The sequence below is a fragment of the Brevundimonas sp. ALps5 genome, assembly GCF_058681645.1.
In genome coordinates this window covers 1,011,377-1,036,699 of record NZ_CM178744.1, presented here as the reverse complement: position 1 = coordinate 1,036,699, position 25,323 = coordinate 1,011,377, and the positions used below count along the sequence as shown (strand labels likewise).

General features: G+C 67.4%; 25 protein-coding genes. 10 read left to right on the top strand and 15 right to left on the bottom strand.

Annotated features, from left to right (window positions below):
* The first annotated feature begins 36 nt into the window (after positions 1-36).
* On the top strand, positions 37-1,485 hold the full coding sequence (locus ACW172_RS04905; protein ID WP_492034071.1) for an alpha/beta hydrolase: 1,449 nt from the start codon (positions 37-39) through the stop codon (positions 1,483-1,485).
* 18 nt (positions 1,486-1,503) lie between these two features.
* Here ACW172_RS04905 and ACW172_RS04900 read toward each other — a convergent pair whose 3' ends face one another.
* Positions 1,504-2,403, bottom strand: a complete 900-nt coding sequence (locus ACW172_RS04900) for a LysR family transcriptional regulator (protein WP_492034070.1) — start codon at positions 2,401-2,403, stop codon at positions 1,504-1,506.
* Positions 2,404-2,509: 106 nt separating this feature from the next.
* Between ACW172_RS04900 and ACW172_RS04895 the strand changes: the two genes are divergently transcribed.
* Together ACW172_RS04895 and ACW172_RS04890 are read left to right on the top strand one after the other, a co-directional pair.
* Positions 2,510-3,937 (top strand): alpha/beta fold hydrolase, encoded by a 1,428-nt coding sequence (locus ACW172_RS04895; protein ID WP_492034069.1) that lies wholly within the window; start codon positions 2,510-2,512, stop codon positions 3,935-3,937.
* A gap of 23 nt (positions 3,938-3,960) precedes the next feature.
* The gene (locus ACW172_RS04890; RefSeq protein WP_492034068.1) at positions 3,961-4,782 is read left to right on the top strand and encodes an alpha/beta hydrolase; all 822 of its coding nucleotides are present in this window, start codon (positions 3,961-3,963) and stop codon (positions 4,780-4,782) included.
* Positions 4,783-4,793: 11 nt separating this feature from the next.
* Here ACW172_RS04890 and ACW172_RS04885 read toward each other — a convergent pair whose 3' ends face one another.
* The 4 genes from ACW172_RS04885 to ppa form a co-directional block, all read right to left on the bottom strand.
* Positions 4,794-5,576 carry a helix-turn-helix domain-containing protein gene (locus tag ACW172_RS04885; RefSeq protein WP_492034067.1) on the bottom strand — a complete coding sequence of 261 codons (783 nt, stop codon included), beginning with the start codon at positions 5,574-5,576 and terminating at the stop codon, positions 4,794-4,796.
* 125 nt (positions 5,577-5,701) lie between these two features.
* A complete protein-coding gene (locus ACW172_RS04880; RefSeq protein ID WP_492034066.1) occupies positions 5,702-6,583 on the bottom strand; it encodes an AraC family transcriptional regulator in 882 nt (293 codons plus the stop codon).
* A gap of 72 nt (positions 6,584-6,655) precedes the next feature.
* The gene (gene lepB, locus ACW172_RS04875; protein WP_492034065.1) at positions 6,656-7,429 is read right to left on the bottom strand and encodes a signal peptidase I; all 774 of its coding nucleotides are present in this window, start codon (positions 7,427-7,429) and stop codon (positions 6,656-6,658) included.
* A 247-nt stretch (positions 7,430-7,676) separates the two neighbouring features.
* Positions 7,677-8,243, bottom strand: coding sequence for an inorganic diphosphatase (gene ppa, locus ACW172_RS04870; protein WP_492034064.1), 567 nt, complete (start codon positions 8,241-8,243; stop codon positions 7,677-7,679).
* Between the two features lie 135 nt (positions 8,244-8,378).
* Between ppa and ACW172_RS04865 the strand changes: the two genes are divergently transcribed.
* Together ACW172_RS04865 and ACW172_RS04860 are read left to right on the top strand one after the other, a co-directional pair.
* Entirely contained in the window at positions 8,379-9,101 is a 723-nt protein-coding gene (locus tag ACW172_RS04865; protein WP_492034063.1) for a DUF599 domain-containing protein, read from the top strand.
* A 402-nt stretch (positions 9,102-9,503) separates the two neighbouring features.
* Positions 9,504-10,022 (top strand): VanZ family protein, encoded by a 519-nt coding sequence (locus tag ACW172_RS04860; RefSeq protein ID WP_492034062.1) that lies wholly within the window; start codon positions 9,504-9,506, stop codon positions 10,020-10,022.
* On the opposite strand, the gene ACW172_RS04855 is transcribed toward ACW172_RS04860, so the two are convergent.
* On the bottom strand, positions 9,973-10,830 hold the full coding sequence (locus ACW172_RS04855) for an N-formylglutamate amidohydrolase (RefSeq protein WP_492034061.1): 858 nt from the start codon (positions 10,828-10,830) through the stop codon (positions 9,973-9,975). The two genes, ACW172_RS04860 and ACW172_RS04855, sit on opposite strands and share 50 nt — an antisense overlap.
* Positions 10,831-10,990: 160 nt before the next feature.
* On the opposite strand from ACW172_RS04855, the gene cpdR reads away from it, so the two are divergent.
* Entirely contained in the window at positions 10,991-11,347 is a 357-nt protein-coding gene (gene cpdR, locus ACW172_RS04850) for a cell cycle two-component system response regulator CpdR (RefSeq protein ID WP_492034060.1), read from the top strand.
* Here cpdR and ACW172_RS04845 read toward each other — a convergent pair.
* Positions 11,344-13,494, bottom strand: a complete 2,151-nt coding sequence (locus ACW172_RS04845) for a phage terminase large subunit family protein (RefSeq protein ID WP_492034059.1) — start codon at positions 13,492-13,494, stop codon at positions 11,344-11,346. The two genes, cpdR and ACW172_RS04845, sit on opposite strands and share 4 nt — an antisense overlap.
* A gap of 235 nt (positions 13,495-13,729) precedes the next feature.
* On the opposite strand from ACW172_RS04845, the gene ACW172_RS04840 reads away from it, so the two are divergent.
* Both ACW172_RS04840 and ACW172_RS04835 read left to right on the top strand, forming a co-directional pair.
* Positions 13,730-14,812 (top strand): DNA cytosine methyltransferase, encoded by a 1,083-nt coding sequence (locus ACW172_RS04840; protein ID WP_492034058.1) that lies wholly within the window; start codon positions 13,730-13,732, stop codon positions 14,810-14,812.
* Positions 14,813-14,907: 95 nt separating this feature from the next.
* A complete protein-coding gene (locus tag ACW172_RS04835; RefSeq protein ID WP_492034057.1) occupies positions 14,908-16,560 on the top strand; it encodes an ATP-binding protein in 1,653 nt (550 codons plus the stop codon).
* Positions 16,561-16,564: 4 nt separating this feature from the next.
* Here the strand turns inward: ACW172_RS04835 and polA are convergent, their stop codons facing one another.
* Positions 16,565-19,495 (bottom strand): DNA polymerase I, encoded by a 2,931-nt coding sequence (gene polA / locus ACW172_RS04830; protein WP_492034056.1) that lies wholly within the window; start codon positions 19,493-19,495, stop codon positions 16,565-16,567.
* 108 nt (positions 19,496-19,603) lie between these two features.
* On the opposite strand from polA, the gene ACW172_RS04825 reads away from it, so the two are divergent.
* Positions 19,604-20,029: a hypothetical protein gene (locus tag ACW172_RS04825; protein ID WP_492034055.1), complete on the top strand. Its 426-nt coding sequence runs from the start codon at positions 19,604-19,606 to the stop codon at positions 20,027-20,029.
* 1 nt (position 20,030) lies between these two features.
* Here the strand turns inward: ACW172_RS04825 and ACW172_RS04820 are convergent, their stop codons facing one another.
* The 4 genes from ACW172_RS04820 to ACW172_RS04805 form a co-directional block, all read right to left on the bottom strand.
* The gene (locus ACW172_RS04820; RefSeq protein ID WP_492034054.1) at positions 20,031-20,651 is read right to left on the bottom strand and encodes a DUF6655 family protein; all 621 of its coding nucleotides are present in this window, start codon (positions 20,649-20,651) and stop codon (positions 20,031-20,033) included.
* Positions 20,648-21,088, bottom strand: coding sequence for a VOC family protein (locus ACW172_RS04815; protein ID WP_492034053.1), 441 nt, complete (start codon positions 21,086-21,088; stop codon positions 20,648-20,650). The genes ACW172_RS04820 and ACW172_RS04815 overlap by 4 nt, the downstream gene beginning before the upstream one ends.
* A 67-nt stretch (positions 21,089-21,155) precedes the next feature.
* Positions 21,156-21,407: a zinc-finger domain-containing protein gene (locus ACW172_RS04810; protein ID WP_492034052.1), complete on the bottom strand. Its 252-nt coding sequence runs from the start codon at positions 21,405-21,407 to the stop codon at positions 21,156-21,158.
* 107 nt (positions 21,408-21,514) lie between these two features.
* Positions 21,515-21,778, bottom strand: coding sequence for a hypothetical protein (locus ACW172_RS04805; RefSeq protein ID WP_492034051.1), 264 nt, complete (start codon positions 21,776-21,778; stop codon positions 21,515-21,517).
* A gap of 207 nt (positions 21,779-21,985) precedes the next feature.
* Here ACW172_RS04805 and ACW172_RS04800 point away from each other — a divergent pair, with 207 nt between their 5' ends.
* Complete coding sequence (locus tag ACW172_RS04800) at positions 21,986-22,960, top strand: ABC transporter ATP-binding protein (protein ID WP_492034050.1); 975 nt, start codon at positions 21,986-21,988, stop codon at positions 22,958-22,960.
* 78 nt (positions 22,961-23,038) lie between these two features.
* Here the strand turns inward: ACW172_RS04800 and ACW172_RS04795 are convergent, their stop codons facing one another.
* The 3 genes from ACW172_RS04795 to bioB are packed head-to-tail and all read right to left on the bottom strand — an operon-like array spanning position 23,039 to position 25,185.
* The gene (locus tag ACW172_RS04795; RefSeq protein ID WP_492034049.1) at positions 23,039-23,461 is read right to left on the bottom strand and encodes a Tat pathway signal protein; all 423 of its coding nucleotides are present in this window, start codon (positions 23,459-23,461) and stop codon (positions 23,039-23,041) included.
* A gap of 34 nt (positions 23,462-23,495) precedes the next feature.
* A complete protein-coding gene (locus tag ACW172_RS04790) occupies positions 23,496-24,152 on the bottom strand; it encodes an HPP family protein (protein WP_492034048.1) in 657 nt (218 codons plus the stop codon).
* Positions 24,153-24,159: 7 nt separating this feature from the next.
* On the bottom strand, positions 24,160-25,185 hold the full coding sequence (gene bioB / locus ACW172_RS04785) for a biotin synthase BioB (protein WP_492034047.1): 1,026 nt from the start codon (positions 25,183-25,185) through the stop codon (positions 24,160-24,162).
* Between the last annotated feature and the right edge of the window lie 138 nt (positions 25,186-25,323).

Genomic DNA, 25,323 nt, shown 5'->3' with positions numbered 1-25,323 from the left:
GCTCCACAGCCGGGAAAAACCCGCTTCAACACCGCCATGACCCAGACAGCTCTCAACCGCCGCTCCCTCCTGACCGCCGCCGGCGCCGCCCTTCCGGTCCTGACCCTTCCGTGGGCCGTCCGGGCCCAGACGGCGACCGCGCCCCAGCCCGGCCCGTTCCGCTTCGCCTCGGGCGGCGGCGAGGAGACCGACGCTGAACGCGGCTTCTTCGAGGTCCCGGAGGATCGTCGCATCCCCGGCTCGCGTCGCATCCGTCTCGGCTATGTGCGCTTCCCCTCGACCGCGCCCAATCCGGGGCCGCCCATCGTCTATCTGGCCGGCGGCCCCGGCGGCTCCGGCGTGCGCACCGCCATGGGCCCGCGCTTCCCGATCTTCATGGCCCTGCGGTCGGTCGCCGACGTCATCGCCTTCGATCAGCGCGGCGTCGGCCTGTCGGCCCACATCCCCGACCGGCCCGCCTCCACCGGCCCCTGGCCCGTCATGACCCATGAGGGCATGACCCGCTGGTATCGCGACGAGATGCAGAAGGCCTGGGTCGACTGGACCCGCGCCGGGGTGGCGATGACCGGCTACACCACCGAACAGAACGCCGACGACATCGACGACCTGCGCCGTCACCTCGGCGTGGAGACGATCAACCTGTGGGGCATCAGTTACGGGACCCACCTCGCCCTGTCTGTCCTGAAGCGTCACGGCGACCGCATCGGCCGCGTCGCCCTCGCCAGCCTCGAAGGGCAGGACCAGACCGTCAAACGTCCGGCCCATATCGACGCCTTCCTCGACCGCGTGGACCGGCTGATGGGCGAAGACCCCCTCGCCCGCGCCGCGGTTCCGGACCTGAAGGCCCTGATGCGCCGGGTGCACGACCGCTACGAAGCGAACCCGGTCACGACGGGGGAGGGCGCGGATGCGGTGAAGCTCGGCGGCTTCGGCATCCAGCTCGCCGCCTCGGGGCTGGTCGCCAATCCCCAGACCCTGTCCATGCTGCCGGGCCTCTATCTGGCGCTCGACGCCGGCATGACCGAGGTCATGACGCCCTTGATGCCCTCGCCCCGCGACTATTTCAGCATCGCCGGCATGCCGGAGACGATGGATCTGGCTTCGGGCATCTCGCCTGGACGGCTGGCGATGGTTGAGCGTGAGGCGAGGACTGCCGTGCTCGGCGACGCCTTCAACTTCCCGATGCCCCATCTGCTGGGTTCTATCCCGGGCCTCGATCTCGGCGAGGGCTTCCGGTCGTCGATGCGCATCGACACCCCGGCGCTTCTGGTCGCCGGCTCGCTCGACGGCCGCACCCCGCTGGAGGAGCAGGCCGAGGTCATCGCCCAGTTCCGGCGCAAGTCGCAGATCCGGGTCGAGAACGCCGGTCACAACGTCTTCGAGGCCCATCCCGGTGTGCAGCCCCTGCTGGTCGACTTCTTCCGCGGCGAGGCCGTGCCCGACACGACCCTGACCCTGCCGCCCCCGACCTTCAAGGTCAGCTGACCAAGCGCGCAGAGATCTTCAGCCCCGCATCCGCTCGACCAGATAGTCGACGAACACCCGCACCCGCGCCGGCATATTGGGGCCGCCGACGAAGACCGCCTGGAAGACCTCCGAGTCGCCCGGATTGAAGTCCTCCAGCAGGGGCACGAGCCGCCCCTGCGGGATGTGGTCGTCGAGACAGAAGTTGCCGAGCCGCGCGATCCCCACCCCGGCCAGGGCCAGCTGGCACAGGGTCTCGCCGCTGTTCGCCTCCATCACCCCGTCGATCTTCATCGCATGGTCGATCCCGTTCTCGCGGAATGGCCAGACCGGCTCGGTGCGGCGGAAGTTGAAGTTCAGACAGTCGTGGTCCAGCAGGTCGCCCGGCGTCCTCGGCGTCCCGCGCCGGGCCAGATAGGCGGGGGAGGCGACGATGGTCCGCCCGTTCTCGCTCAGCCGGCGCGCGGTCAGGGTGCTGTCCGGCAGGACGCCCGAGCGTATCGCCACATCGGCCTGACCCGCCGCCACATCGATCATGGCGTCGGTCAGATGGACGTCGATGACGATCTTCGGATAGCGCTCGGCGAACCCGGCCAGCAGGGGCACGAGACAGTGCCGCCCGTGCGAGATGGCGCCGGTCACCCGCACCCGGCCCTGGGGGGCGCCCAGATCGACGATGACCCGGTCGGCCTCGTCCAGATCCGCCAGGATGCGACGCGCCGCGCCCAGATAGGTCTGGCCCTCTGGCGTCAGGGTCAGGGCCCGGGTCGAGCGCAGCATCAGCCGCGCCCCCAGCCTTGCCTCCAGCCGGTCGATGGTGCGGCTGACCCCCGACGGCGTCATGTCCGTCGCCCGCCCGGCGCCCGAGAAGCTGCCCGTTGTCGCCACCGCGACGAAGACCTCCAGCTCGCGCGCACGGTCCGCCCCGGTGATCGCCATCTTTGCCCCTCGATCAAGAATGCTTCGCCGAGCTCCCGGCTAATCGCGTTCGCTGAGTTCTGCAAATCTCTGTCTCAGCCGATAGGGGCTCTCAGGAGATCGACCGATGACCACCGCCGACGCCACCCGCACCGCCTTCCGCCGCCTCGCCCTCGCCGGCGCCGCCCTGACCGTGATCGCGACCTCGATGGTCGCCGCTCCGGTCTTCGCCCAAACCAGCCAGCCAGCCGCGGCCGCTGCCGCCTCCGCCCGCTCGGGCCTCGACTTCCCCGCCAGCTTCCGCACTCAGGAGATCGCGACCAACGGCACCACCCTGCACGTCCGCATCGGCGGCTCGGGTCCGGCCGTCGTCCTGCTGCACGGCTATGGCGAGACCGGCGACATGTGGGCCCCGCTCGCCGCCGACCTGGCCCGCGACCACACGGTGATCGTGCCCGACCTGCGCGGCATGGGCCTGTCGGCGACCGCGACCGACGGCTTCCGCAAGGCCAATCAGGCCGAGGACATCCTCGGCGTCATGGCCGCCCTCAACGTCGACCGCGCCGACGTGGTCGCCCACGACATCGGCAATATGGTCGCCTACGCCCTCAGCGCCCGCCATCCGGACAAGGTGACCCGGCTGGTGCTGATGGACGCCCCCATCCCCGGCATCGGGCCGTGGGAAGAGGTGCTCAAGAACCCGCTGCTCTGGCATTTCCGCTTCGGCGGCCCGGATATGGAGCGTCTGGTTCAGGGGCGTGAGCGCATCTACCTCGACCGCTTCTGGAACGAGTTCTCGGCCAATCCCTCGCGCTTCACCGAGACCTCGCGCGCCCACTATGCGGCCCTCTACGCCGCCCCGGGCCGCATGCACGCCGGCTTCGGCCAGTTCGCCGCCTTCGATCAGGACGCCATCGACAACCGCGCCTGGCTGGCCGACCACGGCAAGCTGACCATGCCCGTCCTCGCCGTCGGCGGGGCCAAGAGCTTCGGCTCGACCATGGCGGTCGTGACCCAGGCGGGCGCGGTCGATGTGCAGGAACGCGTCATCCCCGACGCGGGCCACTGGCTGATGGAAGAGCAACCGGCTCTGACGGTCGCCGCCATCCGCGAGTTCCTCGACCAGACGCCCGTCGTGACCACTGGCCGTCATCTGGGCCAGACCGCGATGTCGCTCGGCCAGACCCAGGCCCTGCCGACCTCGGGCGCGGGCGCCGGAACCTCCGGACTGGCGGGCGTCCAGACCGTTCTCCTCTACGGCGACCCGTCCAAACCCGGCCCCTACGCCTTCGAGATCCACGTCCCGGCCAATACGCGGATCCAGTCCCACACCCACCGCGACGACCGCTTCGCCACGGTGATCTCGGGCTCCTGGTTCTTCGGCTACGGCCGTGAGGCGACAGACGCCACGGTCCGGCCCCTGACCACGGGCGGCTTCTACACCGAGCCCGCAGGCAGCCCCCACTTCGCCTTCACCCGCGACGAACCCGCCGTCGTCCGCATCACCGGCAATGGCCCCAGCGACACCGTCTACGTCGCCGGCCCGGCCCACTAAGCCCTGCAGGGAAGGAGCCGACCATGACCTCGCCAACCGTTCAGGCCGCCATCGACCGCGCCAACGCCTCCGGGCGGCAGCCGGTGGTCTTCATCCACGGACTCTGGCTTGCGCCAGAGTCCTGGACTCCCTGGGCCGAACGGTTCGAGGCCGCGGGCTACGCCGCCCTGACCCCGGGCTGGCCGGCGGAGGAGGGCCTCCTCGAAGGCGCCGAAACCATCGTTCAGGTCCGCGAGCACTTCGCGGGCATCGCCCGGGGCCTGAGGCGCAAGCCGGTCCTGGTCGGCCATTCCTTCGGCGGCCTGATCGCCCAGATCCTGGCCGGTCAGGGTCTGGCGCGGGCGACGGTGGCGATCTCGCCCGCGCCGTTCCGGGGCGTCCTGCCCCTGCCGCTGTCGGCCCTGCGCTCGGCCTGGCCGGTGCTCGGCAATCCCGCCAACGCCGCTCGCCGTGTCCCCCTGACGAAGGCCCAGTTCCGCTACGCCTTCGGCAACGCGCTCGACCCCGCCGAAAGCGACCGCCTCTACGAAGCCTTCCACGCCCCGGCGCCCGGCAAGCCGATCTTCCAGGCCGCCGCCGCCAACCTCAATCCCTGGACCGAGGCCCGCGTCGACACCCGCGCCCCGGATCGCGGGCCCCTGCTGCTCATGAGCGGCCGGGTGGACCACACCGTCCCGCCTCCCGTCGTCCGCGCCGCCTGGACCCTCCAGCGTCGCAATGAGGCCGCCGTCACCGAGCTCTTCCAGCTCGACGGCCGCGGCCATTCCCTGACGGTGGACGGGGGTCTGGGCGAGGTCGCCGACATCGCCCTGGCCTTTGTCGAACGGGCGACGGCCGAGGGGTAGGTGTCCGAGGGCTACCGCACGAAGTAGCCCACGGCCTTCCAGCCGCCGGCTTCGTGAACGAAGACGGCGGTTTCGGTCGCGGCGGGACGGTTGGCGAAGGTGGTCTGATACTGGATCACCGCATAGTCGCCGGCGGGGGCGCCCGGCAGGGACGCGGTTCGCGTCGCGCTTTTCTGGACGCGGGAGACGACCGGACCGACGCCTTCGCGAACGGACCGGGCGTTCGCGGCCCAGTCGGCTTCGGACACCTGGGCCTTGAAGATCGCGCCGGCGCCCGCCCAGCTTTCCGCCCACTGGCCGTGATCCAGAAGTGCGATCCAGGCCATCGCGGCTTCGGTCGCTTCCGGCGTGGCGGCCGTCTGCATGGCGGCGGACGAGGTCGCCCCCGACGCAGGCATGGGCGCCGGGGCGGGCTGCCCCGCAGCGCCGCTGAGGCTGTAGACGACGGCGGCGACGGCGATCGAAATCATGATGAGCGATCCTGCGAAGAGCCAGGCAGGCCATGGCCTCTGGCGGGTGACGGGTGTTCCGGATCCTGCCGCCTCGCCCGTCGCCCCGGCTTCCCCCAATTTCTTGTCCGCAAGAAATTGGGGGGCTTCGGCTTCGGCCAGTCGCCGTGCCGCCGCCCGGCTGCTGGAGACCCCCAGCTTGCGTCTGGCCTCGCGCAGCCTGTCGTTCACGGTGTGGACGGACAGCCCGAGATGGTTGGCGAGCGACTTGGCGTCATGGCCCGACGCCAGCAATCTCAGGGCGTCCTTTTCACGTTCGGTCAGTGTCTGAAGCGCGTCGTCCATCCCGCTCACGATTCCGACTGCCCCTTGCTTGCGCATCCCGCTGTTCCGTCGCCCTGGGGCGGGACAAGCGGTTCAGACAAGCAGGAGTTATCAGCCGCCGCAACCGTGACAAGGCGACCCGCTCCTCACCGCAACGGCAGATGCACCTCCGCCGCCGTCCCCTGTTCCGGCGCCTCGAGGAAGAATCTCTGGGCGTAGACGGGGAAGTCGCGCATCTCCTCGCCGCTGTCGGGCAGCCAGTCGCGATAGAGGAACAGGGCGGCGGGCTCCAGATTGTGGGTGTCGCCGGTGACCCTCAGGACGGCGCAGCGCCCGCCGGGAATTTCGCCCTCCTTAACGTCATGCCCGCCCGCCTCGAAGGCATGGCCCTCGGGCAGGCCGACGCACAGGTCCATGGCATAGTCGGCGGGGTTCGCCGGGCGGCGCTCGGTGTGCCAGATGTTGAAGGTGGCGCTGTTGGCGGGCGACAGGCCCTGCGACTTCCGCCAGGCGATGAAGCGCTGGATGGTCTGGTCCAGGGTCTCGGGGTCGCCCCGGTGTTCGAAGATCGCGACCCGGGTCGGGGCGGTCTCGCGGATGACGACGTCGGCGGTGGTGAAGGTCTGGGGCATGATCCGGCTCCGGGCTGAGTTGAGCGGCGAAAAGGCCGCGAGCCACGGCTCCCAGGCGGGAGATTTCCGGAACTCCGACGGCGACTGCCCCAGCCTCTGGCGAAAGGCGCGGGCGAAGGCGTCGGGCGTCTCGTAACCGGCGTCCAGGGCGATGTCGGTGACGCTGTCGCCGCCGATGTCCGCCAGCCGTTTCGAGGCCTGTCTCAGGCGGGCCAGCTGGACATAGCGGTGCAGCGACAGGCCGAAGGTCGCCCTGAACTGCCGATGGAAATGGAATTTCGAAAACGCCGCGACGGCGCTGACGCTCTCCAGGTCCAGATCGCCGTCCAGGCGCCGGTCGATATGATCCAGCACCCGGGCCATCCGGGCCATATAGGGGGTCAGCGTCGCCGTCATCGTCCTCGCATCCTCGTGACGAGGCCTGTCTGAGGCAAGGCCGCCCGGCGCGCTCGACCGATCTTGCTGACCTTACCGGATCGGTTTGAAGAACCGGTTTCCGCGCAGGTCCAGCCAGGTCCAGGGCTTGATCAGGGCGGCGCCCGCGTTCCACGACCCGACGACGATCTCGGCCTTGCCGATGATGTTCTTCGCCGGCAGCAGGCCGACCCCCACGGTTCCGGGCCAGCGGCTGTCCAGCGAGTTGTCGCGATTGTCGCCCATCATGAAATAGTTCCCGGCCGGCACGACATAGACGCCTGTGTCGTCGCCCGGCAGGCCGGAACCGCCGTCATAGGTGACGTAGCTCCTAGATCCCTGCGTTTCGCGCACCTGCATCACCTCTCGCGTCGGCGCGTCGAAGTCGTGGGTCAGGCCCTCGGCCGCCTGCGGGATGGCCACGCCGTTGACCGACACCACTCCGCCCGTCACCTGCACCCGGTCGCCGGGCAGGCCAATGACCCGCTTGACCCAGGTCTGTTTCGGATCGCGCGGCAGGCGGAAGACGACCACGTCGCCGCGCTTCGGACCGTGCCCCAGCAGACGCCCGTTCCCCGGGATCAGCGGCAGGTTCAGCGGCAACGACGCCCGGCTCCAGCCGTAGGCGAACTTGGACACCACGATATAGTCTCCAGTCACCAGTCCCGGCTCCATCGAGGACGAGGGGATGGTGAAGGGCTGGAACAGCACGACCCTCAGCACCGTCGCCAGGGCCAGGGCGACGACCACGGTCTTCACGATCTCGAGGATCTCGCCACGCGTGGAGGGAGCGGAGGAGGGGGCGGTCGGTTCGGTGATCTCGGTCATGGCGGCATCGAGCCCGACCGCTCGCCTTCACGCAATCAACAGCCTGTCCGGACAGCCCCGAAATCGTGTCCGGACACGAAAACGCCCCCGGGGCGGAACCCCGGAGGCGTCGATCCTCCCCCATCGGGGGAGGGGGACCGCGTAGCGGTGGAGGGGGCCGGCTTCAGGCGCGGTGAGCGCGGTGATCCCCCTCCGTCTCCTCGCAAGCGCTCGGAGCCACCTCCCCCGATGGGGGAGGATTTGAGGATCAGGCCGCGTTGGCGGCGCCGCCCTTCTTGGCCTTCTGCTTCTCTTCGTGGGCGCGCATGCCCTCGGCGATCAGGGCGGCGGCTTCGCCGGCGTCGCCCCAACCCTTCACGGTCACCGACTTGTTCTTCTCCAGATCCTTGTAGCGGGTGAAGAAGTGCTCGATCTGCTCGACCAGGATCATCGGCAGCTGCCGATAGCTGGCGATGTCGGTGTAGTAGGGGTTCAGCTTGTCGACCGGCACGGCCAGGATCTTGTCGTCGCCGCCGGCCTCGTCGACCATGCGCAGCACGCCGATCGGGCGGCAGCGGATCACGCAGCCCGGCACCACCGGCGAGGGGTTCAGCACCATGACGTCGCAGGGGTCGCCGTCGTCGGCCAGGGTGTGCGGCACGAAGCCGTAGTTGCCCGGATAGTACATGGCGGTGTGCAGGAAGCGGTCGACGAACAGGGCGCCGGAATCCTTGTCCATCTCGTACTTCACCGGCAGGCCGCCCTGCGGGATTTCGATGATGACGTTCAGGTCCCAGGGCGGGTTCGGGCCGACGGGAATGGCGTCGATGTTCATGGTGTGCTCGGATTGTGCATCTGCGAAGTGTCGGGCGTCATAGTCCGACCGGCCGTTCCGGGCAAGTCAGCATCCCTGACAGGCCGTTCCACTTGCGGTACGGTCGGCCTCTGCTTCAGAGCTGACGAGAGCTGAATGACCACCCCCGACTGGGCCGCGCTTGGGCTCTTCATGCTGTGCTGGCTGGGCTACGACCCCCTGCTCAAACTGCTGGCCCGGCGCAGCGGCGCCCTGAACGAGGACATGCTGACCATCCGGCACGCCTGGATGCGCGCCATGACCCATCGGGAGATGCGGCTGCTGGACAGCCAGCTGCTGGGTCATTCGATCAACTCCGGCTCCTTCTTCGCCTCGTCCAACCTGCTGCTGATCGCGGCCGTGGGCGGCGTCCTGTTCGGAGGCGAGAACGCGCTGCGCGCCTTCGCCTCGGTCGGCGCCGAGGCCGTGCCGGTCCGGCTGCTGGAGGCCAAGCTGGCCCTGATCCTCGCCTGTCTGGCGCGCGGCCTGCTCGATTTCATCTGGTCCCTGCGTCAGATGAACTATGCGCTGGCCCTGATCGGCGCCGCGCCCGAGATTCACATGCCCGGCGACAAGGTCGCCTTCGGCGAGGCCACGGCCAGGGTTCTGAACCCGGCGCTGGCCTCCTTCAGTCAGGGCGTGCGCGGTTACTACTTCGCCCTCGCGGCCGGGGCCTGGCTGTTCGGCCCGATCTGGCTGGCGGCGGCGGTCGTCTCGGCCTTCGGCCTTCTGGCCTGGCGTCAGGCGGCCTCGCCCGCCGCCCAGGCGATTCGTCAGGCCCGCCGTCTGCTCGAGGCCGAGGAGGCGCGTCCGCCCCTTCTCGATGACGAAAACAGCTGAACGGCACAGCTATTTTGCATCGCAGCATCACGGATTGCGTGATCGCAGCCGTTTCGGGTCCGATTCCACCGTGGAAACCGGTTACCTGACGTCAGGTGAGGCAAAAACGAGTAACAACCCGTGATCCGATGCGCCAATTGAATGGTTGACGCATTGTGCATCGCAACCTAGATTGACCTTCGACGCCTCCGGGCGTCTTGCCCTTCCTGGGCGTTTCCTCCCTATAGACTTTCATGGCCGCGCCGGTATGGCGCGGCCTTTTTTTCGTTCTGAACGCCGGGTCTGCGGTGTGCGGGCGGCGCCGGGGATTTCCCCGATTTACCGCAGGTTCACCATCCCGCTTCATGGCGCATTCGAGAACGGCGGCGTAACCTCAGGTTCTCTCTCCAGGAGTGTTCGCGCGTGTCGCCGCCTTCCGATCTCACGCCCCGCCGGGTCCTGCGAATCCTGCGTCCGGCCGCCGCCGTCTGTGGCCTGATCCTGGTCATCCTGATGCTCGGGCCCTTCCATGGGCTGGAGCGGCTCTTCGGCCTGGCGGACGGCCCCGCCCACGTCATCGCCTTCTTCTGGATCACCACCGGCCTGTTCGCCGTCGCGCCCGGCTGGCGGCGCAACGACATCGCCCTCGGCGCCGTCCTGATCGCCGTGATGATCGAGACGCTTCAGGCGATCACCGGCCGCAGCCTGTCCCTGCTGGAGCTGGCCGCCGACGGCGCCGGCATCGTCGTGGCCATGGTCCCCGGCTGGATCGAGCGGCTGCGCCACCTCGCCCGCACCTGCCCCGATGCGAGCTTCGCCGAGATCCGCGCCGCCGACCGCCGGGGCCGGGGCGAGGAGGCCGAGGAGGAGGGGCTCGAGGTCACCGCCCTGCTCAGGGCGCCCGCCACCCGTCTGCGCCGCCGTCGCAAAGACCGGCGATGATCCGCTCCAGCACCGCCTGGCACCGCCCGTAGCCCGGCCCGGGCTCAAGCGTCGTCTCGTCGAGATAGAGGGCGCGGTTCAGCTCGATCTGGATCGCCTGATACCCCTCGTCCGGCCGGCCCCAGGTCTGGGTCGTGTATCCGCCCGCATAGGGCTGGTTCAGCCCCACGCGCCAGCCCGCCGCCTCGAACAGGGTTCGCAGACGCCGCGTCAGCCCGGCCTCGCAGGCCATGCCGTGCCGGTCGCCCAGCACCACGTCCGGTCCTGGAGCCCCGCGCGCCCCGCCCCGCACCGCCCGCGACGGCATCGAATGCCAGTCGATCAGCACCGCCAGGCCATGCCGCGCCCGCGCCGCCCGCATCAGCTCGCCCAGGGCCGCATGATAGGGTCCATGCGCCTTCGCCAGCCGCGCCCGGGCCTCCTCAAGCGTCAGCCGCCGGTCGTAGAGCGCGGCCCCGTCCCCGGCCTTGCGCGGGATCACCCCGAACCCCGCCGCCGTCTTCGCTGACGCCTGTACCGCCTCGCAGCCCTCGATCAGGGCCGGATCCAGCTCTTCGGGCGCCCGGTTCAGATCGACGTAGGACCGGCTGAAGGCCCCCGCGATCAGGGGGGCGCCGCGCCGGGGTCCCGAGGCGACCAGCCGGTCCACTCCCACGTCCTCGGCGCTCCGCAGCGAGGCCTCGGCCAGCCCCGCCGCCGCCGCCATGTCCTGCGGAATCCCCGCCCCCGAGTGCGGCGAGGCGAAGACCAGGGGGCCCGCCTCCCCCTCGGGCAGGCTCAGGCTGAAGGGCGCGGCGTCCGGCGTCATCCCTCCCGCATAGCCGATTCCCGCCCCCCGTCCACTGGCCCGTCCACAGGCCGTCCACCGCCCCGTCCCCCACGACCGCTCGCCCTAACGATGATTTTCATGGGCGGTTTACGCTTGGAGGCCTAGTGTCGCGGCTTCGTAATCGTGGGGACGAAGAACTATGGCGCGTATCCTTCTGGCGGAAGACGACGCCTCTCTGCGCGGCTTCCTGACCCGGGCGCTCGAGCGCGCGGGCCACACGGTGGTCGACTGCGAGAACGGCGACGACGCCATCGACGCCCTCGAGCACGGCCCCTACGACCTGCTCCTGACCGACATCGTCATGCCCGGCGCCGACGGCATCGAGGTGGCCCGCGTCGCCGCCGCCCGCATGCCCGGCCTGCGCATCATGTTCATCACCGGCTTCGCCGCCGTCGCCCTCTCGGCCGCCCAGGCCAGTCCGCAGGCCAAGGTGCTCTCGAAGCCCGTCCACCTCCGCGACCTCGTCAATGAGGTCGAGCGCATGGTCGCCGCCTAGGCCGACCAAGGCGCCTCAGGCCACGGCGTCCTGACCGACAACCCCCTCGGCGTCACCCCGAAGTCCAGCGTCCGGATCCTCGGCCCCTCGCCGCGCGGCCCCAGCAGCAGGGCCGTCACGCCCCAGACCAGGGCGTCCGCCCGGTCGAGGTCATACCGCCCCTCGTCCTCCGACCCAAAGGCCATCAGCTCCTCCTCCAGAGCGCTGAATACCCCCGCGTGCCGCACCCGCCCCTGCTCGTAGAGGGCCGCCACCGGCTCGGCCCGCGCCCGCTTGCCCGAGGTCGCCCGCACCGGCCGGAACCGCAGGACTGACCCGCGCAACCCCACGGCATCCAGCACCGCCCGCACCATCTCCCCGCCCTGATTGACCTCGGCGACGATCTCCGCCGCCCCGAACTCGCTCGCCGCCGCCAAGGCCCGCCGCGCCCAGCCCTCGGGCGACAACCCCCGCGCCGACCGGTCCGCCAGCACCACGGCCCGCTCTCCGCTTCTGGCGACCACCACGATCCCGCAGGCGTTCCCGGCAGCCGTCGTCGTCGGATCCACCGCCACCACGACCCGGTCGAACGGCCCCTCCACCGCCTCCCTCACCCCGGCCAACATCTCGGCTGTGAAGAGCCCGCCCTCCGGCTCCACGACCAAGCCCTCCAGCTCCTGCGCCGCCCGTCTTGTCCCGCCATAGAGCGCCTGCAGCCCCTCCAGAAACGCCGGCGCCAGGTTCTCCGCATTGTCCGCCGTCGGGGCGTGGCTCTGCTTGCACGAGGCTTCCGCCCGCAGCGCCTTCAACGCCGCCGTCGGTCGGGGCGTGGTGGTGACGCACAGACGCGGCGCTCCCGTCTCCTCCCCACGCAGTGGGGAGGGGGACCGCGAAGCGGTGGAGGGGCTCTTCACGCCCACACCGTGTTCGCCCTCAAGACCCCCTCCGTCTCCTCGCGAAGGGCTCGGAGCCACCTCCCCATCGCTGTGCGACGGGGAGGAGACGGTCGGTCCCAACGGCAACCGCAACCCCATCCGCACCATGGCCAGCACCTCGCCCCCGTCCCGCCAGGCGCAGAACTCATCCGCCCAGGCCGCCGCGAACTGCGGCCCTCTCAGCGAATCCGGGTCCTCGGCCGAAAACACGAACGCCTCCGCCCCGCCGGGAAACACCAGCCGCCGCCGCGACGCCTGATACACAGGCCATCGCCCCAGCGCTCGCCACCGCGGCAGGCTCAATATCCCCGACGGCCCCCCGATCATCACCTCGCGCGCGTCATGCAGGGTCGCCCCGATCAGGGCCAGCCGCCCGCACCTGTCCGCCATGTCCGAAATCCACGACGCCCCCGCCAGCGTCTTCCCCGCCCCGCGCCCGCCCAGAAACAACCACGTCGACCACGCCCCCTCCGGCGGCCGCTGTTCTTTCCGCAAAATCAGCGCCGACCGCGTCTCCTCCCCGCTTCGCGGGGAGGGGGACCCCGAAGGGGTGGAGGGGCTCTTCCCCCGCGCCTCCGCCCGCTGAAACAACTTGTCCATCGCCGCCTCCGCCCCACAGGCGTCGGTGATGCCGCGATAGTCCCCCCGCTCCCCCATCTCCGCGATCTGCACCCTGAGCGCCGCCCGCGTCCGCTGCGGATTCCCGGGATCGATCACAGGTCGAGGCGGCCCCACAAAGTCTCCTCCCCGTCGCTCCGCGATGGGGAGGTGGCGCGGCCCCTCTTCGGGCCGTGACGGAGGGGGCGAGGCGACCTCTCCGCCCGGCCCGGCCTCCACCCCCGCCCGCAAATCCGCCCGCCGGATCCCCCGCGCCTCCGCCTGCGAACAGATCGTCGCCGCATGCACCCCGAACTTCGCGACCAGAACCGTATCCGGCGTCCCCGCCGCCCGCAGGGCGAACAGGGCCCGCCACTGCCCCTCGGTCAGCCGGCTGTTCGGATGCCGATACTCATCCGCCCGATCCTCGAACGCCGGCGCCCCGCGCTTCGCCGGATGCCCCTCGGGCAGGTCCGCGATCCGCATCCCCAGCCGCCGCGCATTGGCCTGCCAGGTATCCGACGACACCCCGGCCCCGGCCCTCAGAACGGCGGCCGTCGCCTCCCCCGCATGCCAGCGCCCGAACAGAGCCCGCCACGCCGCGTCATCCAGCTTCGCATTGAAGTGCTTCCCCATGCCCGCAAGCATAAGGCTCCCGCCGACCCGGTCGCGCCGAACGCCGCGAGAAAAGCGCAAACCCGGGCGGGCCTTGGGATTGGGAGGTTCAGTTATGATGGCTGGCGGATTTGGGCGGGGGTATAGAGGCGAAGCGCTTTTGTTCGGTGTTGGTGGGGCAGGGGTCTGGCATCCCTTGCCTTGCGCTTGATTTTGAACGCTGGTCAGCTACTTCCCCGGTCTGCTAGGGGGTGTCATGCAAGCTGAAGTGGTTGATCTGTTCTGTGGTGTTGGCGGGCTGAGCGCCGGCTTCCGCAACGAGGGATTTGCCGTTCGCGCTGGCATCGATTCCGATGCGTCCTGCGAGTACGCCTACAAAACGAACCTCGAAGCCGAGTTCATTCCCGATGACATCACGACTGTCTCAGGCGATCGCATAAGTGCCTTTTACTCAGGGACTGTCCCCAAGGTCCTTGTCGGCTGTGCGCCTTGTCAGCCCTTTTCCACCTATACGGGCCGGTACCGCCGGTCAGACGACCACCAGAAAAAAGACACTCGCTGGAAACTGTTAGACGAGTTTGCGCGTCTGATCGAAGAGGTGCAGCCCGACGTCGTTTCGATGGAAAATGTACCGCGCCTCTTGGTGCATCCGATTTTCCAGTCGTTTATCCAGCGCCTCAAAGACCAAAAGTATGAGGTGACGACCTACACGGTGCGAGCCGATCACTATGGTGTTCCGCAACGGCGCAGCCGCCTGGTTCTATTCGCGTCGAAGCATGGTGAGATCACGTTGTGTGATCCATCTCACAAAGATGAACCACTCACCGTACGTCAGGCTATTGGCAACTTGCCACCAATCGACGCTGGAACGTCTCATCCGGACGATCGCCTTCACCAGTCGCGAGGCTTGGGAGAATTGAACCTGCGACGTCTTCGGGCGACAACGGAGGGTGGAAGTTGGAAGGATTGGGACGAAGACCTCAAGCTAGCCTGTCACAAGAAGGATGCCGGGAAGACGTTCCGGTCGGTCTATGGGCGGATGACTTGGGACGACCCATCTCCAGTGATTACCACTCAGTGTCTCGGCATCGGGAATGGTCGATTTGGACACCCTAGCCAGGATCGAGCGATTTCGATCCGTGAGGCTGCTATCCTTCAGTCGTTCCCACCCGAATATGAGTTCATTGCCCCTGGCGAGCCCGTCAACGGTTTGCGTTTGGCACGCCAGATCGGAAATGCCGTACCGGTGAAATTGGGAGAGGCGGTTGCTCGCTCTATCCGAAATCACCTTGAGGCGTTGAGCGGATCACCGCTGCAAGAGGACCCGGTCTCGCACTGATAAACGGTTGATATATTTGTATTGCGTGTGGGCGTGCGGTTGATGCAATCTGAAGTGAGATAAAAAATCACTGGCGACCCCAGGGGGGGGGGGAGATGGCAGACCAATTCAATTTTGAGATTTCTCTAAGTGTATTGAACCATCTTGGCCGGAATCTGTACCGGAATTTTATAACTGTCTTGGCTGAGGCGGTGTCTAATTCGTGGGATGCTGACGCGAAGAACGTTTGGATAAATATAGATACCGATAAATCGTCATTCTCAATTAAAGATGATGGCGATGGAATGAGTCCTGAAGATTTTCAGGGAAAATTTCTAAAAATTGGATACTCAAAGCGCAAAGATGGCCACAGAAAAAGTGGTCTAAAGAGGCCTTACATAGGGGCCAAGGGGATCGGAAAGTTAGCGCTTCTGTCCTGCGCGAAGCGCGTGTCTATATTCACGAAGACGAAAGAATCCGAATACACAGGCGGTGTTATAGACAACACTGGCTTAGATAAAGCCATTAAAAACGACAACACGGCCGATGAGTATCCTCTTGAGGTTCTAGATTTCTCCCTCATTGAGGGATTGTCTGACGATCATGATAAGGGGACCATTATCGTCTTTGATGGTGTAAAGGACAAACTGAATAGCTCTCCGCAGCACATCAAAAAGATGCTCGCCTTAAGCTTTAAGTTTTCAGTTGTGGATCCGTCATTCAACATTTTTGTGAATGGAGACTTGGTTAGCGAGCTGGACCTGAAAGACTTGGCGGATTCCACTGAGTTTGTCTGGATTGTTAACGGATATGGAGATTCCTATACAAGATCCCTATCCAAGCTGAAGAGCGACCCGATCGTAACCACAACCTCCTTGGGGGTGAAGGGGTTTGCTGCAACCGTCGAAAAGCCGAGAAATCTAAAAATAACCGGCACAGACGAGCGAGCGACAATTGATCTGTTCGTCAATGGCAGGTTGCGCGAGAAGAATATTATTCGCCACATACCGACCCAGAGGATTGTTGAAAGCTATCTGTATGGGCAAATACATTTCGATATTATGGATCGTGATGGCGTCGATCCATTCACGAGCAGTCGAGAAGGTATAGTTGAGGATGACACTCGATTTCTCGAGTTGATGTCTTATCTAAAGGACGATCTCATACCCAAGATAATCGACGAGTGGGACGATCTACGTCTCGATCGCGGACAAGAGGGGGACGATGAGAACCCGAGAAAAACCAAGAAAGCAAGAAAGGCTAGAGATCTTTATAATTTGACGACTTCAGATTTTTCTCCGGGTCCGCAGGATGCTGAAAAAGATCAGGTAGACGCGTGGCTGGATGAGCTTCGGGGTGACGCAGAGTTTAACCTGCAGGCTTACACGGACTGCTTCTTGTCGGAAAATTTGGTGAGAAAGCTGCTGATTAAAAATGGCTCCTCAATCTCCGATTCCAGCAAAAAGGAGGCGGAGAAGTGGAAAAAGGCCGAAGTGGATGGTAAAGGTTCGGCGAATATCAGCTTTGATATTCGTAAAGATAATTCAGATCTTTACTACTTAGATATGCACAACCTTGCGTATACAGCGGAAGGATCTAAAGGAAATTCCGACAAACCCTCTCTTTATCGCGACGCCACATCTTACAAGCCAGTTCGGAATGCGGTCGGCCATACTGGATTGCTTACCGGCGTAGCAAAAAACCATCTAAATGCTACGTATGAAAACATAAAATCCCGGGTGAGGGCTCTGCTAAAAGGGGCCGTATAGGGCCTCAATGCGCCTCATCCCAGTTCTTCGCGGCCCGCGCATCCACCACCAGCGGCACGCTCAGCTTCACGGCCGGTTCGTCCGCCGTCTCCATGACGCGCCGGATCACGACCATGGCCTGTTCGGCCAGACCTTCCGGGGCCTCGAAGACCAGTTCGTCGTGGACCTGAAGCAGCATCTTCACTTCGGATAGTCCGGCCTCCGCTAACGCGGCGTGCATCCGCATCATGGCGCGGCGGATGATGTCGGCGGCGGCGCCCTGGATGGGGGCGTTGATGGCGGCGCGTTCGCCGAACTGGCGTTCGGCGCCGGACTTGGAGTGGATGGCCGGGATGTGGATCTTGCGGCCGAAGATGGTGGAGACGAAGCCGTGTTCGCGGACCTCGGCCCTGGTCCTGTCCATGTAATCCCGGATGCCGGGGAAACGCTCGAAATAGGTCTTGATATAGGCGCCGGCCTCGCCCTGATCGATGCCCAGCTGGGCGGCCAGACCAAATGCGCTGATGCCGTAGACGATGCCGAAATTGATCGCCTTGGCGCGGCGCCGGGTCTCGGCGGGCATGCCCTCGACGGGGACGCCGAACATCTCCGACGCCGTGGCCGCGTGGATGTCGAGGCCGGCCTTGAAGGCGCGTTTCAGCTCGGGGATGTCGCCGATATGGGCCAGCAGGCGCAGCTCGATCTGGCTGTAGTCCGCTGAGATCAGGACATTGCCGGGGGCGGCGATGAAGGCCTGACGGATCTGGCGGCCGATCTCGTTGCGGACCGGGATGTTCTGAAGGTTCGGGTCGGAGGAGGCGAGGCGGCCGGTGGTGGCGGCGGCCAGCTGGTAGCTGGTGTGGACGCGGTCGGTGGCCTCGTCCATGGCGGCGACGAGGGCGTCGGTGTAGGTGCCCTTGAGCTTGGACAGCTGGCGCCAGTCGAGGATGGCGCGGGGCAGGGGGTGGGTCTCGGCCAGGGCCTCCAGGGTGGCGGCGCCGGTCTCCCACTGGCCCGAGGCGGTCTTCTTGCCGCCGGTCAGGTTCATCTCGCCGAACAGCAGCTCGCCGATCTGTTTGGGGCTGCCGATCGAGAAGGGGCGACCGGCCAGCTCCTGGGCCTGGGTTTCCAGCTCGGCCATGCGGATGCCGAACTCCGAGGACAGGCGGCGCAGGCGGTCCGGATCGACGCGGATGCCCTCCAGCTCCATCTTCGACAGGGTGACGGGCATGCCGCGTTCCAGCGTCTCATAGACGGTGGTCAGGCCTTCCTTCGCCAGACGGGGCTTGAGGAGGCGCCACAGCCGCAGGGTGACGTCGGCGTCCTCGGCGGCATAGGCGGTGGCCGGTTTCAGCTCGACATGTTTGAAGGATTTCTGGGCCTTGCCGGTCCCGGCGACCGATTTGAACGGGATGGGGTCGTGGGCGAGGTGGAGGCGGGCCAGCTCGTCCATGCCGTGGCCGTGCAGCCCGCCTTCGAGGACATAGGAGATCAGCATGGTGTCGTCGGTCGGGCTGACGGCGATGCCCCGGCGCGCCATGACGGCGATGTCGTATTTGCCGTTCTGGGTCACCTTCAGGACGGCGGGGTTCTCCAGCAGGGTCTTGAGGCGGGCCAGGGCCGTGGGCTTGTCCAGCTGGACGATCGGCTCGCGCGTGTCGGGCGTATCCCCGAAGTCGAGTCCGCCGGCGCCGGCCATCGGCTCATGCTCATGCGTCAGGGGGATGTAGCAGGCGTCATTGGGCCCGATGGCCAGGGACACGCCGCACAGGCCCGAATGGGTGGCGCTGAGGGAGGAGGTTTCCGTGTCGAAGCCGACCACGCCCGCCTCGGTCGCGCGGGCGAGGAAGGCGTCGAGGACGTCGAGGTCCTGAATGCAGTGGTAGGCGTCGTGGTCGAAGACATGGGCCTCGATGTCGGCGTTGACGGCCTTGGGGGCGTAGCGCGGGGTGATGACGGGGGCGGTGGGGGTCTTCGCGGAGGCGCGGTTCTGGGGGGCGGTGAAGGCCTGGCCGTCGTGGTCGGTGGTCTTGCCGTCGCCGACGCGGCGGGCGAGCGAGCGGAACTCCATCTGCTCGAGGAAGGCCGAGAGGGTCGCGGGGTCGGGGTCGCGGACGGCGAAGGCCTCGATCGGCTCGGGCGCCGGGGCGTCGCAGGTCAGGCGGACCAGTTCGCGGCTGAGCAGGATCTGGTCCCTGAAGTTGATGAGCGTTTCGCGGCGCTTGGGCTGTTTGATCTCTTCCGCCCGGGCCAGCAGGGTGTCCAGATCGCCGTATTCATCCAGCAGCTGGGCCGCGGTCTTGGGCCCGATGCCGGGCGCGCCGGGGACGTTGTCGACGCTGTCGCCGATCAGGGCCTGAAGGTCGACCATCTTGTCCGGCGTGACCCCGAACTTCTCCATGACCGCGTCTTCGGCCAGGCGCCGGTCCTTCATCGGATCGAACATCACGACCCCGTCGCCGATCAGCTGCATCAGGTCCTTGTCGGAACTGACGATGACCGCCTCACCCCCCGCCGCCCGCGCCTTGCAGGCATAGGTCGCGATCAGGTCATCCGCCTCATACCCCGCCAGCTCGACGCAGTGCACCCCGAACGCCGCCGTCGCCTCCCTGACCAGCGGAAACTGCGGAATCAGGTCCTCCGGCGGCGGCGGCCGGTGCGCCTTGTACTGGTCGTACAGCGCGTTCCGGAACGTCTTCTCCGAATGATCGAAAATCGCCGCCAGGTGTGTCGGCCCGTCGGAGCCCTTCATGTCCTGCAGCAGCTTCCAGAGCATGTTGCAGTAGCCCTGCACCGCCCCGACCGGCAGGCCGTCGGACTTGCGCGTCAGGGGCGGAAGGGCGTGGTAGGCGCGGAAGATGTAGGCCGAGGCGTCGATCAGATAGAGGCGCAGGGGCGGGCCGTCCTGCGTGAGCGGGCGGGAGGCTTCGGTCGGATCGGCGGGGGTGTCGGACATGGCGGCCAACATAGGGGGCGTCGGCGGCGACGTCAGCCTCGATGTGGCGGCAGGCTTGCATCCAACACGATTAGAGCCAACACCGCTGGGGAGCCTTCGGGGATCTTCATGCTCAGACAGTGGTGGTGGATCGCGCTGGCGATCATTCTGGCCTCGGTGGCGGCGGGGCTGCTGCTGGGCGCCGAGTTCGCGGTGGCGTGGCTGTGGCCGAATGATGAGCCGGTGGGGCCGTCGCCCGTGGCGGGCTATTGGCTCTTCCTGCTGGTCATGGCTGTCGCCACCCTGGCCTGGAGCCTCGGCCTGACGCTGCTGGGCATACCGGCGGGGATGGCGCTCAGGCGGATCGGGCGCGACGGCTATGTCAGCGCGATGCTGGCCGGGGCCATTGGAGGCTTCATTGCCCTGTTGATCGTGCTCGTGGTGCTCAGCGGCTTTCCGGGGCCGGCGGTCCTGTTCGCCTATCCGGCCCTGATGCTCATTCCCGGCGCCGCCGCGGGTCTGATCGTGCGGCGGATCGCCTACCAGTCAAAGTGACCTAGAACTCGCGCCAGCTGTCGCCGGGGTCGCGCTCGCCGGGGGAGAGGGACTGCTGGCCCCAGGCGATGACCATCATCACCTTGTGGCTGCGGATGCGGAAGGTGCCGATCATCGGGGTCACGGCGCCGAGCGGGGCGCCGGTCTGGGCGTCGTAGAGGAAGCCCGAGAACTCGGCGACGCCGACCCGGTCCCGCCGGCTGTAGACCGACAGCTCGGGGATGGAGACCACGTTGAAGGTCTCGTTGATCGGCACGGCCAGGGGCGGCAGGCCGACGACGCGGCGCATCTGCTCCAGCGACAGGGCGCCGGCGCGCAGTTCGAAGACGGCGTCGGCCTTGTCGCGGCTGTCGGCGAGAGCGTAGCCGGCCTCGGAGATGGCGGCGCGGATCGAGGAGATGGCGTAGCTGGGGTTGTCGACGTTGAAGAAGGTCCCGTCGACGAAGATGCGGCTGCCGACTGGCAGGGGCAGGGTCAGGTGCTCGACCGCCCGGTCGGCGGCGCGGGCCAGCAGCAGCTGTTCGGTCGCGGTGCGGCCGGTGTTGCTCTCGGTCGTGGAGGCGCAGGCCGTGGCGAGGAGACAGGCCCCCGCGACGCCGATCGCCTGGAGGGCCGGCCTCACCATACGCCGACGTTGGGCATGGAGACCCAGGGCTCGGCCGGGGCGAGGGGCTCGCCCTCCTGCAGCAGTTCGATGGAGATGCCGTCCGGCGAGCGAACGAAGGCCATGTTGCCGTCCCGGGGCGGGCGGTTGATGATCACGCCCGCGTCCATCAGCCTTTGGCAGGCGGCGTAGACGTTGTCGAACTTGTACGCCAGATGGCCGAAATTCCGGCCGCCCGTATAGACTTCCGGGTCCCAGTTGTACGTCAGCTCGACCTCGGGCGAACGCTCGGCGGCCGAGCGCTCCTTGTCCTTCGGCGCGGCGAGGAAGACCAGGGTGAAACGCCCCTTCTCGCTCTCGGTGCGGCGCACCTCCTCCAGTCCGAGCGCGTCGCACCAGAAACGCAGCGAGGCGTCGAGGTCGGCGACGCGGACCATGGTGTGGAGATAGCGCATGTTCGGAACCTTCGGGGGAAGAGGCGAGGCCTTGTCAGCCCCAATCCGGACTTTCTGACGTCAGGGTTCAGTGCGCCTCGGGCGGACGGGCCGCCGGGTCGAGGTATTCGCTCTCGCTGTGCGGATGGGCCGACAGGACGAAACGGCGGTCGCAATAGCCGCACTCGATGAAGTCGTCCTCGCCCATGTCCAGATAGACCAGCGGGTGGCCCAGGGTCGCGCCGTGGACGCCGTTGCCACCGTCGCAGGCGACGCGCTTGGACGAGACCACGATCTCTTCGGGCGGCGGGACGGGGGTATCGAGATGGCGCGGGGGCATGGGAACTAGCCTGAAAGGGAGGTGTCCGTTTCCTAGGCGGGGAGGCCCGCGTCGTCAAACCCTCCCCGCCGCAGCCCTTTGTCGAGGACGGGCGTCCAGGGCGGGCCTCAAGCCTGCGCAGCAACCACTTTACGGCGCCGGAACACCCGGTCGAACAAGGCCTGACGCTTCTTGAAGATTGTCAGGCCGAGGCAGCCCGCGGCGACCCACAGTCCGCATTCGCCAATCAGGGCCGCGATGGCGCCGAGAAGCAGAGCCATGGTCGCGTCCAGCGATCCCGTTTTCGCCAGAACGGCGACGCCCGCACAGCTCGCATAGCCGAGCCCACAGATCACCATGGCGCTCCAACCGATCATCCGCGTCTTCGTCATGTTCATTCTCCGTCAAGGGTGTTTGTCTCAATGACAAGGAAGCTGGACATTTTGCATCCAAAAGTCAAGTATCATTGACATAAAGTCCGCAACGCTTGTCGCTACGCACTTTCCGTAATGTCTTTCCGGCGGCGCCTTGGCGAACCGGGGCGGGGGGCATACCTATGCGGCGCGCCGTTCCGCGCGCTCTCCGACCAAAGCCGACGCATGACCGAGACCGAAGCCCTGCCCGTCAACGCCATCGAGGTGCGCGGGCTGGAGAAGACCTACGCCGGAACCAAGAAGGCGCCGCCCAAGACCGCCCTGCGTGGCGTGGATCTGGTGATCCCGCGCGGATCGATGTTCGGCCTGCTGGGCCCGAACGGGGCGGGCAAGTCGACCCTGATCAACATCCTGGCCGGGATCGTGAACAAGACCGGCGGGACGGCCGCCATCTGGGGCCGCGACATCGACAAACAGCCGCGCGACGCCCGCGCCGCGCTCGGTGTCGTGCCGCAGGAGATCGTCGCCGACGTCTTCTTCACCCCGCGCGAGGCGTTGGAGGTCCAGGCCGGCTTCTACGGCGTGCCGGCCAATGAGCGGCGCTCGGACGAGCTGCTGGCCGCGCTCGGCCTGTCGGACAAGGCCCATGCCTATGTCCGCGCCCTGTCGGGCGGGATGAAGCGCCGGCTGATGGTGGCCAAGGCCCTGGTGCACAATCCGCCGATCCTGATCCTGGACGAACCGACCGCCGGCGTGGACGTCGAGCTGCGCCGCCAGCTGTGGGAATACGTCCGTCGCATCAACGCCGAGGGCGTGACCATCCTCCTGACCACCCACTATCTGGAGGAGGCGCAGGAGCTCTGCGACACCATCGCCATCATGAACCGGGGCGCGGTGGTGGCCTGCGAGCCGACGCCGCAGCTGCTGCGCCGACTGGACACGCGCAATGTGGTGGTGACGCCCGAGGGCGAGTTGGATGGCCTGCCGACCGTCCCGGGCTTCGACGTGGTCGCCCGGGCCAACGGCGCCTTCGCCATCAGCTACAAGAAGGGCCAGTCGTCGGTGGAGCACGTCCTCGCCGCCGTCCGCGCCGCCGGGGTGACCATCGCCGACATCACGACCGAGGACCCGGATCTGGAAGACGTCTTCCTGGCCCTGACCTATGGCGACGCGAACGCGGTCAGCCCGACGAAGGACTAGGGTCCCTGCCTTCGCAGGGATGAGCGGAGCCGGGTCGCGCTCAAGCCGCGAGCGACGGCGTCGCGAGCATAGCGCGGCCTAGAGCACCATCACCGTGCCGAGCAGCACCACAGCGCCGCGTTTTCTCAGGATCTTGAAGGTCGCGACCTGAAGGTCGTGGGCCAGCTGGTCGATGTCGGGGATCTGGCCGGGCAGCAGGACCGCGGCGGTGGTCTGGACCACCTCATTGTGGGCGGCCGCCAGGCGCGGCTTGTTGATCAGGGCCTTGGCGTTGAGTTCGGCTTCCGGGACGTCGAGACCGATCTCGACCGTCATCACGCCGCGCTGGCCGTCCGGCCGCAGAATGGTCGCGGTCAGGGTGTCCAGCCGCATGAAGCTTTCCTTGGGCGCGCCGCCTTCCCCGCCTTCGCCGCCGCCGCCTGAGGCCTGGGCGGGCAGGGCCGTCGCCGCCAGGGCGAGGCCGGCGAGCGGGGCGAGGGAGAAGAGGGCGCGACGATCCATGCGCCGACCCTAGCGGACAGCGTTTAAGGCCGGGTTACGCCCGTTTACGCGCCTCTGCGGCGGCGAGGTTGGCGATCTTCAGCAGGTCCGCCGCGCTGACGTCCAGCGGCTCGCCGAACGTTTCCAGCGCGACACCGATGTCGACCTCGGTGATGGGCGGCGGAGCGGCCGGGACCGGGCTGGCCCTGTGCGGATAGGCGGGGCCGGTGAAGCGGTGGAACAGCCAGCCCGTGGCGACCACGATCACGGCGTTCAGGCCGATGGGCACGAAGGCGAACATCCAGCCGTGGCTGGCGAAGGCCGGGCCGCCGAGCGCCGCGACCAGGGCGGAGCCGCCGCCGGCCGGGTGCAGGCTGCGGGTGAGGGACATGGCGGCGATCGACAGGGCGACGGCGGCGCCCGCCGCGATCATCGGCTCGGGAATCAGATGGGCTGCGACCACGCCGGACAGGGCGGAGATGACGTTGCCGCCGATCACCGGCCAGGGCTGGCCCATCGGACTGGCGGGAACGGCGAACACGAGCACGGCCGAGGCGCCCAGGGGCGCGGCCAGCAGCAGGGCGAGGTCGAGATCGCCGAGGATCGTCCGGCTGATCAGGCCGGTCGCGGCGATGCCCAACAGGGCCCCCAGACAGGCGATGGCGCGGTCGCGCAGGGTGGCCCCGGCGAGGATGGGCGCGAAGACCTTCATGGGCGGATCAGGCGTGCAGCGGCTGCATCGGCTTCAGGTCGAGCAGGGCGAACAGCCTGGCGTCCTCGTCCTGTTCGGGATTGGGCGTGGTCAGCAGCTTGCCGCCGACGAAGATGGAGTTGGCGCCGGCGAGGAAGCACAGGGCCTGCATCTCCGGGCTCATGGTCTCCCGGCCCGCCGACAGCCGCACCATCGCTTTCGGGCAGACCAGACGGGCGACGGCGACGGTGCGGACGAACTCGATCGGATCGATCTCGCCGGTCTTCAGGACCCGTTCGCCCAGCGGGGTGCCGGTGACGGGCACCAGCGCATTGACCGGCAGGCTGTCGGGATGCTCGGGCAGGGTGGCCAAGGCGTGCAGCAGGCCCGCGCGGTCCCGGCGGCTCTCGCCCATGCCGACGATGCCGCCGCAGCAGGTTGACATTCCGGCGTCGCGCACATGCTGCAAGGTGTCGAGCCGGTCCTGATAGGTCCGCGTCGTGACGACCTCGGCGTAGTACTCCGGCCCGGTGTCGAGGTTGTGATTGTAGTAGTCCAGCCCGGCGTCCTTGAGCTGCTGCGCCTGGTCGGCGGTCAGCATGCCGAGCGTCGCGCAGGTCTCCAGGCCCAGGGCCTTCACGCCGGCGATCATGGTGGCCAGCCTGGGGGTGTCGCGGTCCTTCAGTTCGCGCCAGGCCGCGCCCATGCAGAAGCGCGAGGCGCCGCCGGCCTTGGCCGCCATGGCCTCGGCGATGACGGCGGTGGCGTCCATCAGCTTCTCGGCCTTGAGGCCCGTGTCGAAGCTGGCCGATTGGCTGCAATAGCCGCAGTTCTCGGCGCAGCCGCCGGTCTTGATCGACAGCAGCTGGGACTTTTGCACCTCGGACGGATCGAACCAGCGCCGGTGCACGGTCGCGGCCTCGAAGACCAGTTCCATGAAGGGGCGGGCGAACAGGGCCTCGACCTGATCCAGCGTCCAGTCGTGGCGCGGCAGGCTGAGATCAAAGCCAGCCTGGTTCTTGGGGGGGCGGATGGGGGATGCGTCGTCGGCCATGCGGGATTCCGTAGACCTGTCGGCGGAGCGCGCCAAGCGGCGACTCTCACATAAGGATATCCTTATATGTTTATTGCCCCATTAACCGGCTGGGGCTATAGGGCCTGCAACCGCCAATTCGCGACCGGCCAGAGGTCG